A 13,033-nucleotide genomic window follows, 5' to 3' on the forward strand; every position below is an offset into this window, starting at 1 on the left:
AATGTTCGAGATCTTACCAAGTAAGGATAGCTTTTTCCAGCTGTAACCAGCAGAAAAGTCAAGTGTTGTAAAACCTTTAAGTGGAATGATTCCGGTAGAAGAGTTATTCTTTGTTGTATTTCGGCCACCGTTACGATCTCCTGTATAAAATGCAGAAGCTCCAAGTTTAAGACCTTTAAGTTCACCAGAATTAAAAGTATAAAACAATGTACCATTTGCGGTGTTCTTAGTCGTACCAACTACACGTTCGCCTTCTACAATACCTGTTGTGGCGCTTGTGGAAGTATATCTCATATAATTATAACTATAGCCCGCAATAAAATTTAAGCCGTCTACGATCGTTCCAGTCAGGTCAATTTCTAACCCGTCACTCTCAGATTTACCACTAAACTCTTTCTTGGTTGCATCTGCAATTGCAGTTAGTGCATACCTATTGTTCTTAATCTTATAGTAGGTTATGTTAGCGGATAATTTGCCCTCCAAAAAGTCATTTTTTACACCTGCTTCATATTGATCAATAATGGAAGGAGCCATTGGTGCGTTGGTTGCAATATCAATGCCTGTGTTTGGTGTAAAGTTATTGGAATAACTTGCATATAAAGATGTAGTCTTTAGTGGCTGGTAGATTAGTCCGATTTTAGGAGAAAATGCTTTATCTACTTTAGTATCTCCGGTAGTTTTTGTTTCGCTTCCGTCAGCAATTGTTTTAACCGTTGTTACAGGTGTTCTTTGATAAGTCCATCTCAAACCAGCTAGTACTTTAAATTGCTCCGTTACAGCAATCAAATCTTGTACAAAGCCGCCCATTCTATAGATTGGCGCCACCGTATTAGTCAACAAAGCAGTTTCTGGAGTATTAAAATTTGTCGGTTGATTAAAAGTTAGTGGGTCAAGTATATTCACCTGATCATAGTATTTAGTCTGGACGCCATTTAAATTCACTGTTCTTGTGTTGGGATTGCTGAATGCACCTGTTGTTGTATTAGATTGATCTGCATCAACACCTACTAACAATGTGTGCTGTAAAGATCCCGTTTTAAATGACCCATTTAAATTGATCTGCTCATTGTAAGTGAATTCTTTAATATTTGAGCGGGTGAGTGAGCGATACAAAACTCCGGCTGCATCAGCAAACGGCCGCTCTGAAGAAAAATAATTTCTTTTGTATGACTGTAGGGATGCAATCGCGTTTAACTTCCAGTTGTCATTAAAACGATGATTTAAATTAACCTGTGCTGTAGAGGTATTCGTTTTATTATATGCCCAGTCTGTGTTGATGTATACATTTCTTCCTAGCGGAGACAGTTTGTTTGCAACTGTACCTATACCAAAGTCAGGTGTATAATCACTTTTTAAATAATCTCCCTGAACCAATAATTCTGTATTATCGCTGATTTTATAAAGTAAGGATGGATTAACGTAGATTCTTTTAGAATCTACATGGTCTCTGAAGCTACCAGCCTTTTCATAAGTTCCAATTACACGGAAAGCTAGTTTTTTAGAAATTGGGCCATAGAGATCAACGGTGGGTTTGTATAAATCATAACTTCCAACACGCATAGAAACTTCACCACCATATTCAAATTTAGGCTTTTTAGTCACCATGTTTATAACAGCTCCGCCACTAACTCCTCCATATAATAAGGCTGCGCTTCCTTTTAATACTTCAACAGATTCTAATGTGCTCGCTTCCGGCATACCACCAATAGTTGTTCTTGCGCCATTTTTAAAAACATTATTGGAACCCAAACTATAACCACGGGCAAAAAAATTCTCACCAACAGAGCCACGGTTGGCCCCTAAAGATACACCGTTTACATTCTTTAAAACATCAGCTAAACGGTTGGCCTGCTGATCCTGGATCACCTGACTGCCAATGATCTGTACAGCCTGAGGCAGGTCCCTGGGTGCAATGGCGATCTTACCCAGGTTCACCGGTTTCTGATTTGGCGTTTTGTAACCATTGATGGCTACCTCATCCAATTGAGAAGCGGATTGCGAGATAGAGAAGCTGATCTCTGCAGTTTGCCCGGCAACAACGTTAACAGACTTTTCTTGCGAAGCAATGCCAACAGCCGATATTTTAATTATATAACTTCCTGGCTTCACATTTTTAATGGAAAATGCGCCATCTTCATCCGTTACCGCAGCTTTTCCTGCATTTTTCAGGCCTACGCTTACATATCCGGCAGGTTTGCCATCACTTGTTTTAATGGTACCGACGATTTTACCTGTGTTTTGTGCATAAACAGCAGATTGAAGAGCTAAAAGGATAGCGAGGAAGCTAAATAGTTTGTAAATATCTGGCATATTATTATTAAGATTAATTCTAATTGGCCGCAAAGATAGAATCTCATTTGGTTTTAGCAAAATTATTTAGAATTAAAATAAATAAGACTAATAAAAAGTCTGGATATCAGATATCAAAGCAATGTCATTTGTGAATTGTTTATTGGTATATCGGAAAAAGTCGATATATATTTGTCTCATGAATCACTTAGATGTCTTTAAGGCACTGTCCAATAAAGCAAGGTTACAGATTTTACAATGGCTGAAAGATCCGGAAGTACATTTTCCTGATCAACCTGGATTTGAATCTGGTGTCTGTGTTGGGCAAATCCAGCAGAAGGCTGGACTGACACAGTCTACTGTTTCCGAGTACCTGTCTATTCTTCAGCGTGCCGGATTGATAGAATCGACCAGGGTAGGACAGTGGACTTATTATAAAAGAAATGAGAAAGCTTTTATTGAACTCACACAGATTATACAAAAAGACTTATAGAAAATAATATGAATACAGACAGTTTATTTAGGCCATTTAGCCTTAAATCTTTGAATATCAAAAACAGAATTGTCATGGCTCCGATGACGCGTTCCTTTTCGCCTGATGGTGTACCTACACCAGAAGTAGCGGCGTATTACAGGAAAAGAGCAGCCGGAGAAGTTGGACTGATCTTATCGGAAGGAACAGTAATAGAACGTATTTCTTCTTCCAATGACAAAAATATCCCTCATTTTTATGGAGAACAGGCATTGGCGGGATGGCAGAACGTGATACAGAACGTTCACCAAGCAGGAGGACAAATGGGACCTCAGATCTGGCATATGGGCGTTATGGATAACCACCATTCCGGTTGGGTGCCTTCTGCACCTTTTGAAGGGCCTTCAGCTTTTAATAAACCGGGTTTTGAAAATGGAAAAGCCATGACAGAATCAGATATTGCAGATACCATTGCGGCTTTTGGACGTGCAGCAGCAGATGCCAAGCGGCTGGGTTTTGACTGCGTGGAGATTCATGGTGCACATGGTTATTTGATTGACCAGTTTTTCTGGACCGGAACCAATGACCGGAAAGATCAGTATGGTGGGGAAACTTTGGCACAAAGAAGTCGTTTTGCAATTGAGGTGATCAAAGAAGTAAGGAAACAAGTTGGAGAAGACTTCGCGGTGATCATTCGCCTTTCACAATGGAAACCTCAGGATTACACCCACCAGCTGGCTAAGACTCCTGCCGAACTAGAAGCCTGGTTAAATCCAATGGCTGACGCAGGTGTGGATATTTTCCATTGCTCACAACGCCGTTTTTGGGAGCCGGAGTTTGAAGGCTCTGATTTGAATTTTGCAGGCTGGGCCAAAAAAATCACCGGGAAATCAACAATAACTGTAGGATCTGTAGGGCTTAACGGTGAGTTTTTAGCCGCTTTTGCAGGAGAAAGCTCGCAGCCAAGTTCGTTGGATGAATTGGTGAGAAGAATGGACCGCGGAGATTTTGATCTTGTGGCTGTTGGGAGACCACTGCTTGCAGATCCGAACTGGGTGCAAAAGATTCATCAAAACAAAACAGATGAATTGAAGGGTTTCAGCAGAGAAGCTTTAGCCCAACTGATTTAAGCATAAAAGGGGATCTGAATCCAGGTCCCCTTTCTATTTTTTTATAGAAATACTATTGCTGATAAACTTTTGGAACCACAACAGCCATTAGCCTGTCGGGATGTTCCAGTGGCTTAAATCCAAACTGGGCATATAATCCATGGGCGTCCTGCGTAGCCAGCATATATCTCCTCAAGCCCTGAAGGTCTGGATGAAAAAGCATCAGCGACATCAGTTTTTTAGATAAACCCAAGCCCCTGTGTTCTTCCAGAACATATACGTCGGCCAGATAAGCAAAAGTGGCTTTGTCTGTGATCCATCTGGCAAAACCAATTTGGTTGGCTTCCTTATAGATTCCAAAACACAAGGAATTATCTATAGATTTTTGAACAGTTTCCAGCGGAATTCCCTCTGCCCAGTAAGACTGGGTACTCAAATAATGGTGTACTGATATTGGATCAATTTTTTGAACATCGTCTGAAAAAATATATCCATTTTCTATAATTTCCATTCTTTGTTATTGGTTTTTAAGACATTAAACCGTCATTAGTTTCTCATATTGATATATTGCAATGGCTGACCAAAATCTTCCTTCCTGCATAAGGAAATTACAGCCTGAAGATCGTCAATGCTTTTGCTTTGTACGCGTACCTGGTCATCCATCATAGAAGCTTGAACCTTCAGTCCGCTTGCTTTAATTTTCGCTACGATTTTTTTTGCAGTTTCTTTGTCAATTCCTTCTTTTACAGATATTTCCTTTCTGATCATATTGCCTGAAGCATATTGTTCTTTACCAAAGTCAAGGCTCTTGGCATCCAGATTTTGTTTGATCATCCGGGAGATAATGGCATCCTGTATGGCTTTCAACCGCATGTCGTCTTCAGTTACGATAGTGATCACATTGGTCTTTTTATCATGGTCTATCGTACTCTTAGAATTGTTGAAATCATAACGGTTCAAAATCTCTTTTTTAGCGTTGTTCATCGCATTGTCGAATGTTTGGGCGTCTACTTTACTTACAATGTCAAAAGTGGGCATGATAATAGCTTTAATATAAAAAATTGTTAAATTAGTTAATAATTGATTATCCATAACTTATACGTTTATTATGAAAACCAAGAAATCAAAAGTGCAAAAAAAAGTTGCTAAAAAGGCAGCAAAAAAAGAATTAGAAAAAACTTTGACTGAAAAGTTCCTGGAAGTGATCAGTCATCTCGGTCATGATGCAGAGAAAATCGCTGCAGACATTACTAAAGCGAGTAAATCGGTTGCCGAAAAGCTTTCTAAAAAATTGCAGGAAGTTAAAGAATCAGTAACCAGTAAGACGGAAGAGGTTGTGAAGAAGAAAGACAAGGTTGCGAAGAAAGCTTCTGCCAAAAAAGCACAGGTTTCTAAAAGCGTTAAAAAAGCGGAAAAAGTAGTGGAAAAAGTTGCAGCCAAAGCCAAACCTGTTGCGCAGAGCGTTAAAGTAACAGCCATTGCTACAGAAGAGAAAGTAGCTAAGGCAATTGCAAAACCAGTTGCAGCTGTTAAAAAAGCTGTGGCAGCCCCTAAAAAAGCGCCAGTAGTAAAAGCGGCAAGTCCGGCTAAACCCATTGCCGCAAAACCAACTGTTTCTAAGCCAGTTGCTGCTAAACCTGTTGTTGCTAAATCAGCTGCTCCAAAAGCAAGTGCTGTAAAAAAACCTTCAGCAGTTAAAACTGCGCCTGCAAAACCTGCAGTTAAAACCACAGCAGCTAAAACAACGGCTGCAAAAACCGCAGCGGCCAAACCAGCTGAACCGGCTTCACCTGTTTCAAAAACAGTTACAGAAAGCCCGGCCGTAGTCAAAACTCCGGAGGCTGCTGAAAAGGAAGCCGAAGCAGCTAAATAAGGTTAAATTATTTTTATGTTAATTCCTCGATAATTAACAATGATTTAACATTAGAATTTGCAGTTTTGACTATTCCCGGTCAAACGGGGAATTGATACATATACATGACTAAGAAAAAGGTTCCTTTTTTAAACAGAGAGATTAGCTGGCTATATTTTAATGAGCGGGTTCTGCAGGAAGCCGCCGATGAAAGCGTCCCTTTAATAGAACGAATCAAATTCTTGTCTATATTTTCTTCAAACCTGGAAGAGTTTTACCGCGTCAGGGTAGCTACCATGACGCGGCTTACCAATTTAAATGATAAGACGAAGGCACTTCTTGGTTTTAATCCCAAAAAGGTACTTAATGAAATCAAAAATATTGTTGTAAAGCAGGAACGTAAGTTTGAACAGCTTTTTCAGGCCACTTTGATTAACGAACTTGCCCAGAACCGTATTTTTATCTTAAATGATACCCAGCTCAATGTGGCAAGGGGCGAGTTTGTCCGGAATCATTTCAGAGACCGGATCTTGTCTAACCTGGTTCCCATCATGATTGATCTGGATAAGCCTTTTCCGGAGCTTAAAGACCGTAACCTATACTTTTTGGTACGCTTGTCTAAAAAAGGCTCTAAAAAGAACCAGAAATATGCGCTTATTGAATTGCCTAATGACCTTCCCCGGTTCCTGGTCCTACCAGAAACGAATGGATTAAAGTTCATTATCCTGGCAGAAGACATCATCAAATATTGCCTGGATGATATCTTTTATGTTTTCAATTATGACGAAATTGAGGCCTTTTCAATACAGGTTACCCGCGATGCGGAGCTGGATATAGATAAGAATATCAGCGATAAGTTTATAGAAGAATTAAAGACAAGCCTCGATAAACGCAAAAAGGGCAAACCCATGCGTTTATTGTATGATACAGAAATGCCCTTCGATATGTTGAGTGTACTGGTTTCCAAGATGAAAATTGAGGCCGAGAGCCTGATTCCTGGTAACCGCTATCATAGGTTTGGTGATTTTATCCGCTTCCCGAATGTAGGCTCTGCAAGTTTAGAGTATCCGCCAACGGTACCGCTTAAGGTTGCCGGTCTGCACCGTACCGAAAGTATCATCAACAAACTTGCGGAGCGTGATTACCTCATTAACCTGCCTTATCAGTCTTACGATTATATCATCTTGTTTTTAAGAGAAGCGGCTATAGATCCTAAAGTGACAGAGATCAATATTACCCTGTATCGTTTAGCGGAAAACTCCAGGGTGGTCAATGCCCTGATCAATGCAGCAAAAAATGGAAAAAAGGTGAATTGCCTGGTCGAATTGAAGGCGAGATTTGATGAAACAGCCAATATTTACTGGTCGAACAGGCTAGAAGAGGAAGGTGTTAACGTGAATTATGGTCTAACAGACTATAAAGTCCATTCCAAGATCTGCCTGGTGAAAAGAATGGAGCGTGGGAGAGCTGTATATTACGCCAATCTGGCCACCGGAAATTTCAATGAAAAAACCGCCAGGCTTTATTGCGACCACAGCATTTTTACCGCTAAAAAAGAGATCACTTCCGATCTTTTGAAATTGTTTACTGCTTTAAACAAAAAGACAGTAACAAAAGGCTTTAAACACCTTATCGTTTCTCCACTGGAATCCAGGATAAAATTCTACGAATTGATAGACAGGGAAATCCGGCACGCCAAAGCTTCCAAGCCAGCTTATCTGATTTTGAAAGTCAACAGTCTGGCCGATGAGGGTATCGTAGAAAAACTATATGAGGCGAGCAATGCAGGTGTAAAAATAAAGCTGATCGTGAGAGGAATTTGCTGTCTGGTTCCGGGAATGAAAGGCTTTAGCGAGAACATCACGGTAGTCAGCATTATAGACAAGTTCCTGGAGCATGCACGGGTATTTATATTTTGCAACAATGGCAAAGAAGAAATGTTCCTGTCTTCGGCCGATTTAATGAGCAGGAATTTTGAACACCGTGTGGAAGTTGGTTTCCCCGTACTGGATCCCGAAGTTCGGCAGGAGATCAGAGATATCATAGAGTTTCAACTTCAGGACAATGTTAAAGCCAGGGACATCACTAAGCTGAACAATAATAAATACCATAAAAACAGATTAACAACTAAAGTACGGGCACAGGTTCAGACTTATAACTACTTAAAAAATAAACACCAGTAAATTCATGTTAAGATACGCTGCTATAGATATTGGCTCCAATGCGGTCAGGTTACTGATCGCCGACATTACAAAAGACGAGACCGGATATGGTTTTAAGAAAAACACCTTAGTCAGGGTTCCGTTACGTTTGGGAGACGATGCCTTTCTTGATCAGAAGATATCAGACAGGAAAATTGAAGATTTGTTAAAGACCATGACGGCTTTTAAGAATCTGATGGATGTTTACCATGTTACAGAATACCTTGCCTGCGCAACCTCTGCCATGAGGGAGGCTTCAAACGGAGCAGACATCATCGCCAGAGTAAAAAAACAGACTGGACTGACACTTGAAATTATAGAAGGTCAGCGCGAGGCCAATATCATTTATTCCAATCATATTGAGCAGACCCTGGATGTTAAAAAGAGTTATCTGTATATTGATGTAGGTGGAGGCAGCACCGAATTATCTGTTTTTGTAAACAAGGCGCCTGTGGCTTCCAAATCTTTTGATATTGGTACCATTCGGATACTGGACAACCAGGATAAAGAGGAAACCTGGGAAGACATGCGGATATGGGTAAAAGAGCAAACCCGGAATTATAAAAATCTGGCTGGTATAGGCACAGGAGGGAACATCAATAAGCTCTTTAAAATGTCCAACGAAAAAGACGGTACACCGCTTACTTTCCTGAAGTTAAAGTCAATGTACAACCAACTCAATAGCTATTCTTTAAAAGAACGGATCAACCTGGTGGGTTTGAATCCCGACCGTGCAGATGTGATTATACCTGCTTGTGAAATCTATATCACCTTACTAAAGTGGACTGGAATTAAACAGTTGTACGTACCAAGAGTGGGCATGGCAGACGGGATCATTAACCTGCTGATTGAAGAAAATCTGAGCTAGAGGTAAATAAGAGCGAGATAAACCCCGTGATGGCTTACGCTGTGCGGGTTTGTACAAGCATAATCCGGATATATACCATCTTGGTGAAGAGATATTCTAACCTCTGTTTCCTTCAGTAAGGATTGCTCTTGGGCGGCCAGTGAATGGATCATTTCATTATTGAATTCACTTTGGGTGAAGTACAAGCAATTTTCTACAGATACCAGGCCAGTGGAATAGCCGGGATCAAGTGTTTGTAGGGTAGTTTCCAGAGCAGCAGGGGCATAAACCCTTTGACCTGTTTTTCTGGAATGTATTTTATAGGCGGCTTCTTTCATGCTCCAGAACAACCAGACAAGCTGATTGGCGTGTTCGCTTTCTCTGATCAGCAATTGTTCTTTTTCAGAGCAGATCTTTTGCAGATAACCTTTGCGCATCCAGTTGCTTTCCCTTGCTGCAAGCCGCAAGTCTACAATGTCATTCCCGGCCAGCCTCATGGAGTTTGCTTTCTATAATCTCAATGGCTGCACGTACATTGAGCATTTTTTCCATTGATAAGTTATCGATCTCGATTCCAAATTCTTCTTCCACATCCAGTACAACATCTACCAGATTTGCAGAGTTGATCTTCAGGTCTTTCAGGAAATCGGTGTCTTCGTTGATGCTGTCCAATGCTTCCTTGTTTTGGGTGTAGTTAGAAACAATGACTTTCAAACGGGAGAGCAATTCTTCTTTATTCATGATCTATATTTTTTAAAGATGATACAAGCATTAACGTCACCAAAGCCAAAACTCGCTTTTGCAAGATACTCTATAGGATGAGATTGATAATGAAGAGGGATTTTTAGTGGATCTATTTGTGCCGCGATATCCGGATGGAGATCCTCACAGTTGATGTTGGGGAATAAAAAGTCTTCTGCTACCTGAAGAACCGAAGCCACACATTCCAAACTGCCCGAAGCGCTTAAGGCATGCCCGGTCATACCCTTTAATGCATTAATGTACGGGAAATTCTGTCCGGAACGCCCCAGGGCAGTACACCAGTTGCTGATCTCGGTGCTGTCCATTATCGTCGCTGTTAAATGTCCGTTGATCACGTCAATCTGATCTGCCTGCAGACCCGTATTTTTTAGGGCCGTGCTGATGCAGTTTTGTACAGCTTTGCTATTGGGGGCAGTCATCGTACCAGTGCCTCTTTGTCCACCCGAATTGATGTGACCACCCAATACTTCAGCATAAATGTTAGCCCCGCGTTCAACAGCACTGTTCAGTGATTCCAGCAGCAGGGCACCTGCTCCACATGCCGGCACAAATCCACTGGCAGAGCTGCTCATTGGTCTTGATCCTTTTTCAGGCGTTTCATTATGTTTGTAGGTGCAAACTTTCATCGCATCAAAACCTGCCCATATATAAGGGCCGCCATCACTGGTACTTCCGGCTAACATGCGTTTTGCTTTTCCAGACTGGATCCGCTCAAAGGCCATCAATACACTTTCTGCACCAGTTGTACAAGCAGAAGAATTGGTGCTCACCTGATTGCCTAAACCCAGTTTTCCACCTAGATAAGCACTTACGCCACTGGCCATGGTCTGCATCACTGCATTGCTGCCTAGTCTGCGGACCTGTTTTTCATCAATTTTATAAATGGCCTCCCTGAATTTTTCTATACCAGAGGTTCCTGCGCCAAAAATAGTACCACTGTCCCAATCCGGATCCTCCTGTCTTTCCATAGAGAGGCCGGCATCTTTCCAAGCCTCCATACCTGCAATTACACCATATAAGATGCCTTCGCTGTTAAAGTTCCGAAGGTCAAGTTCTGTAAAGCAGGTTGAAACCAGCTCAGTGCTCAGTTCCGGCCGGCCAGCAATCTGGCAGGAAAACTGGAGTTCCTGAAGTTGGCTATGGTGTTTAATCCCGGACCTGCCATTCTTGATGGCCTCCCTGAACAAAGGAATTCCCACGCCATTTGGAGCCACAATGCCAAGTCCGGTGACAACAACCCTGTTAGCCATTTAGTTTTTTGGTAACCATACCAGATAAAGTTCCTTTACAAACCACATCACCAGCTTCGTTCTTCATTTCTACTTTGCAATGCAGTTTCTTGAAACGGAAATAAACTTTTTCAGAAACCACAGTTACTTTCTCACCAGGGAAAACAGGCTTTATAAAATCAATAGCTGTAGAAGTCAGCATAACATGGCTGGAAGCCCCTGAATCAATATACCCACTTAGATATATGCCCAGGCAAACCATTCCAATCTGCGCCATCGTTTCAGTAAGAATTACGCCAGGGGTAACGGGGTGATCTTTAAAGTGGCCTTTATAAAAATCCAGATCTTTGTTGAAAGTATAAGTTCCTGTTGCACCATTTTCATCAATAGTTAGAAGATCATCAACAAATAAAAATGGGGCACTGTAGGGTAATTTCTCTAAAATTTCTTGTTTGTTCATCATATAAATTTTTGTTTTACCACTGCAGCAGTATTCTTTGCGCAGAAAAGCCAGGACCAAAACTCAGCATTAATCCTTTTTCTCCTTTTGATGGTTTTTTGTCCATAAAACGTTCCAGAACATATAAAACAGTGGCACTCGACATATTTCCATACAAACGTAACACTTCTTTTGTATCCTCTATATTTTTATCTTCAGCCGCAAACAAAGATTCGACCATTTGCACAATTTTTTTTCCTCCGGGATGAAAGATCAGGTGGTTAATATCTTTGATGCTTAAATGATTTTTTGCCAGGAAAGGGTGGATGATCTGAGGAAAATGTTCTGCAATAACTTTTGGAACATCAATATCCAGGACCATTTTCAATCCCGTATTGGTTAAAGCAAAGCCCATCATTTGTTCTGCATGGTAAAAGTGGTACATCGATTCGTCCAGAATTTCCGGCCCCTGGTCTGCTTCGCACGAAGACATGAGCACGCAAGCCACTCCGTCTCCAAATATGGCTGCGCTAACAATATTGGCCATGGAAAAGTCTTCCAGCTGAAAGGTCGCTGTAGGAGATTCTACCGCCACTACGGCAGCACGTTTACCAGGATTCGCCTTTAAAAAATTTTTGGCATAGATCATACCCGATACCCCGGCGGCACAACCCATTTCTGTAACCGGGAGGCGGACCACGTCTTGCCGCATCTGCAATTTGTTGATCAGGTAGGCATCTAAAGACGGAATCATGATTCCTGTGCAACTTACGGTAATCAGAAAGTCTATATCCTCAGCCTGCCATTTTGCTTTCTCCAAAGCGCCTGCAACGCATTGGGCCGATAATCTTATTCCTTCTCTGATATAGATATTGTTGCGCTCTTCAAAGGAGCTGTCAGAAAAAACTTCTTCAGGAGAAAGAAAGGAATAACGCCGGTCTACCGCAGCGTTTTCAAAGATCTTTTTCACCTTCCGGATAAAACGGTCTTCTTTTCCCGACAGCCATCCATCCAGGAAGGGTAGGATTTCTGCAGTTTCTCTGGAATGCTCTGGTATTTGTTTGTTAACCGTTATTACTTTAGTGCTCATAAGTCTGAATGATCCATTGGTATCTAAATGCCCACCTCCATTGAATACGGTCATGTTTGAAATAAAGTTGCTTTGAAAAGTTCTGCAGATCTCTTTTTTTAAATCCCTTAAGTATGGAAATCAACCCATCTTCTCTGGACATGTCATTTAATCCGAACACAAAACAGAGCGCTTTAAATAAATAATAAGCAGCTGAACTTCTGTGCAGGTCATTGATAACAATGCCCAGCCGGCTAAGTTTGGAAAAAGCACCTAAAAGAAACAGAATCTCCTGATCCGTGAAATGATGTAAGGTCAGGGTACACAATATGATGTCATAAGTGTTCTCTTTGTTCATCTCCTCAAAAATATCTGCAGTACGATAATGAATGTTTTTGTAATTTTTAGATAGTGTTTTTGCATGCTGTACGGTATAGGGATTCGCATCTATACCCAATAGGTCTGTGGTCAGACCCTGCTTTGCAGCGAAATCTGCCAGTTTTCTGAGCATATCTCCATTTCCACAACCAACATCCAATACACGCAGGGGCGCTTTGCTATGGGTTCGGATCAGTTTTTTAACGCCTTGCAGGGTCACTTTATTCCCACCCAGTAGCTGATTGATCCTTGCAATCTTATCCAGTGCATCTCTCAGGATTTCTCCCTCCATCTCAAAATCATCCATTATCTCTATGGCCTCGCTTCTGCGGCTGGTATTAATCATAAGAAGGTGGGGGAGTTAATGGTTGACCGTGGGTTCTTTT

14 protein-coding genes are annotated in these 13,033 nt (G+C 41.3%); 5 read left to right on the forward strand and 9 right to left on the reverse strand.

Going from position 1 to position 13,033, the window contains the following annotated elements; translation table 11 throughout:
• Positions 1–2,310: TonB-dependent receptor (locus VNZ46_RS03740; RefSeq protein WP_325558754.1), on the reverse strand; the 2,310-nt coding region annotated here is incomplete at its 3' end.
• 178 nt (positions 2,311–2,488) lie between these two features.
• On the opposite strand from VNZ46_RS03740, the gene VNZ46_RS03745 reads away from it, so the two are divergent.
• Both VNZ46_RS03745 and VNZ46_RS03750 read left to right on the forward strand, forming a co-directional pair.
• The gene (locus tag VNZ46_RS03745) at positions 2,489–2,782 is read left to right on the forward strand and encodes a metalloregulator ArsR/SmtB family transcription factor (protein ID WP_316836810.1); all 294 of its coding nucleotides are present in this window, start codon (positions 2,489–2,491) and stop codon (positions 2,780–2,782) included.
• Positions 2,783–2,790: 8 nt separating this feature from the next.
• On the forward strand, positions 2,791–3,891 hold the full coding sequence (locus VNZ46_RS03750; protein ID WP_325558758.1) for an NADH:flavin oxidoreductase: 1,101 nt from the start codon (positions 2,791–2,793) through the stop codon (positions 3,889–3,891).
• A gap of 52 nt (positions 3,892–3,943) precedes the next feature.
• Here VNZ46_RS03750 and VNZ46_RS03755 read toward each other — a convergent pair whose 3' ends face one another.
• Positions 3,944–4,381: a GNAT family N-acetyltransferase gene (locus VNZ46_RS03755; protein ID WP_325558759.1), complete on the reverse strand. Its 438-nt coding sequence runs from the start codon at positions 4,379–4,381 to the stop codon at positions 3,944–3,946.
• A 35-nt stretch (positions 4,382–4,416) separates the two neighbouring features.
• The gene (locus VNZ46_RS03760; RefSeq protein ID WP_133780862.1) at positions 4,417–4,908 is read right to left on the reverse strand and encodes a YajQ family cyclic di-GMP-binding protein; all 492 of its coding nucleotides are present in this window, start codon (positions 4,906–4,908) and stop codon (positions 4,417–4,419) included.
• 70 nt (positions 4,909–4,978) lie between these two features.
• Here VNZ46_RS03760 and VNZ46_RS03765 point away from each other — a divergent pair, with 70 nt between their 5' ends.
• The 3 genes from VNZ46_RS03765 (at position 4,979) to VNZ46_RS03775 (ending at position 8,791) form a co-directional block, all read left to right on the forward strand.
• Positions 4,979–5,743 (forward strand): hypothetical protein, encoded by a 765-nt coding sequence (locus VNZ46_RS03765; protein ID WP_325558761.1) that lies wholly within the window; start codon positions 4,979–4,981, stop codon positions 5,741–5,743.
• Between the two features lie 104 nt (positions 5,744–5,847).
• Entirely contained in the window at positions 5,848–7,905 is a 2,058-nt protein-coding gene (gene ppk1 / locus VNZ46_RS03770; protein ID WP_325558763.1) for a polyphosphate kinase 1, read from the forward strand.
• Positions 7,906–7,909: 4 nt separating this feature from the next.
• On the forward strand, positions 7,910–8,791 hold the full coding sequence (locus VNZ46_RS03775) for an exopolyphosphatase (protein WP_325558764.1): 882 nt from the start codon (positions 7,910–7,912) through the stop codon (positions 8,789–8,791).
• Here VNZ46_RS03775 and VNZ46_RS03780 read toward each other — a convergent pair.
• Genes VNZ46_RS03780 through VNZ46_RS03805 form a run of 6 tightly spaced genes read right to left on the reverse strand, consistent with a single transcriptional unit; the run spans position 8,788 to position 12,993 of the window.
• On the reverse strand, positions 8,788–9,267 hold the full coding sequence (locus VNZ46_RS03780) for a 4'-phosphopantetheinyl transferase superfamily protein (protein WP_325558765.1): 480 nt from the start codon (positions 9,265–9,267) through the stop codon (positions 8,788–8,790). The two genes, VNZ46_RS03775 and VNZ46_RS03780, sit on opposite strands and share 4 nt — an antisense overlap.
• Complete coding sequence (locus VNZ46_RS03785) at positions 9,248–9,511, reverse strand: acyl carrier protein (protein ID WP_316836817.1); 264 nt, start codon at positions 9,509–9,511, stop codon at positions 9,248–9,250. Before VNZ46_RS03785 ends, VNZ46_RS03780 begins: the two co-directional genes overlap by 20 nt.
• Positions 9,508–10,782, reverse strand: coding sequence for a beta-ketoacyl-[acyl-carrier-protein] synthase family protein (locus VNZ46_RS03790; RefSeq protein WP_325558767.1), 1,275 nt, complete (start codon positions 10,780–10,782; stop codon positions 9,508–9,510). Before VNZ46_RS03790 ends, VNZ46_RS03785 begins: the two co-directional genes overlap by 4 nt.
• Entirely contained in the window at positions 10,775–11,224 is a 450-nt protein-coding gene (locus tag VNZ46_RS03795; protein WP_325558768.1) for a 3-hydroxyacyl-ACP dehydratase FabZ family protein, read from the reverse strand. The genes VNZ46_RS03790 and VNZ46_RS03795 overlap by 8 nt, the downstream gene beginning before the upstream one ends.
• 13 nt (positions 11,225–11,237) lie before the next feature.
• A complete protein-coding gene (locus VNZ46_RS03800; RefSeq protein ID WP_325558769.1) occupies positions 11,238–12,290 on the reverse strand; it encodes a type III polyketide synthase in 1,053 nt (350 codons plus the stop codon).
• Positions 12,280–12,993, reverse strand: a complete 714-nt coding sequence (locus VNZ46_RS03805) for a methyltransferase domain-containing protein (RefSeq protein ID WP_325558770.1) — start codon at positions 12,991–12,993, stop codon at positions 12,280–12,282. The genes VNZ46_RS03800 and VNZ46_RS03805 overlap by 11 nt, the downstream gene beginning before the upstream one ends.
• Between the last annotated feature and the right edge of the window lie 40 nt (positions 12,994–13,033).

The organism is Pedobacter sp. (assembly GCF_035566355.1).
In the GTDB taxonomy this organism is placed as follows: Bacteria; Bacteroidota; Bacteroidia; order Sphingobacteriales; family Sphingobacteriaceae; genus Pedobacter.

What these genes read in the sequence shown, in the direction of transcription:
- VNZ46_RS03745 (WP_316836810.1), top strand. Translation starts at nt 2,489, where the DNA reads ATGAATCACTTAGATGTCTTTAAGGCACTGTCCAATAAAGCAAGGTTA.
- VNZ46_RS03750 (WP_325558758.1), top strand. Translation starts at nt 2,791, where the DNA reads ATGAATACAGACAGTTTATTTAGGCCATTTAGCCTTAAATCTTTGAAT.
- VNZ46_RS03755 (WP_325558759.1), bottom strand. Translation starts at nt 4,381, where the DNA reads ATGGAAATTATAGAAAATGGATATATTTTTTCAGACGATGTTCAAAAA.
- VNZ46_RS03760 (WP_133780862.1), bottom strand. Translation starts at nt 4,908, where the DNA reads ATGCCCACTTTTGACATTGTAAGTAAAGTAGACGCCCAAACATTCGAC.
- VNZ46_RS03765 (WP_325558761.1), top strand. Translation starts at nt 4,979, where the DNA reads ATGAAAACCAAGAAATCAAAAGTGCAAAAAAAAGTTGCTAAAAAGGCA.
- ppk1 (WP_325558763.1), top strand. Translation starts at nt 5,848, where the DNA reads ATGACTAAGAAAAAGGTTCCTTTTTTAAACAGAGAGATTAGCTGGCTA.
- VNZ46_RS03775 (WP_325558764.1), top strand. Translation starts at nt 7,910, where the DNA reads ATGTTAAGATACGCTGCTATAGATATTGGCTCCAATGCGGTCAGGTTA.
- VNZ46_RS03780 (WP_325558765.1), bottom strand. Translation starts at nt 9,267, where the DNA reads ATGAGGCTGGCCGGGAATGACATTGTAGACTTGCGGCTTGCAGCAAGG.
- VNZ46_RS03785 (WP_316836817.1), bottom strand. Translation starts at nt 9,511, where the DNA reads ATGAATAAAGAAGAATTGCTCTCCCGTTTGAAAGTCATTGTTTCTAAC.
- VNZ46_RS03790 (WP_325558767.1), bottom strand. Translation starts at nt 10,782, where the DNA reads ATGGCTAACAGGGTTGTTGTCACCGGACTTGGCATTGTGGCTCCAAAT.
- VNZ46_RS03795 (WP_325558768.1), bottom strand. Translation starts at nt 11,224, where the DNA reads ATGATGAACAAACAAGAAATTTTAGAGAAATTACCCTACAGTGCCCCA.
- VNZ46_RS03800 (WP_325558769.1), bottom strand. Translation starts at nt 12,290, where the DNA reads ATGAGCACTAAAGTAATAACGGTTAACAAACAAATACCAGAGCATTCC.
- VNZ46_RS03805 (WP_325558770.1), bottom strand. Translation starts at nt 12,993, where the DNA reads ATGATTAATACCAGCCGCAGAAGCGAGGCCATAGAGATAATGGATGAT.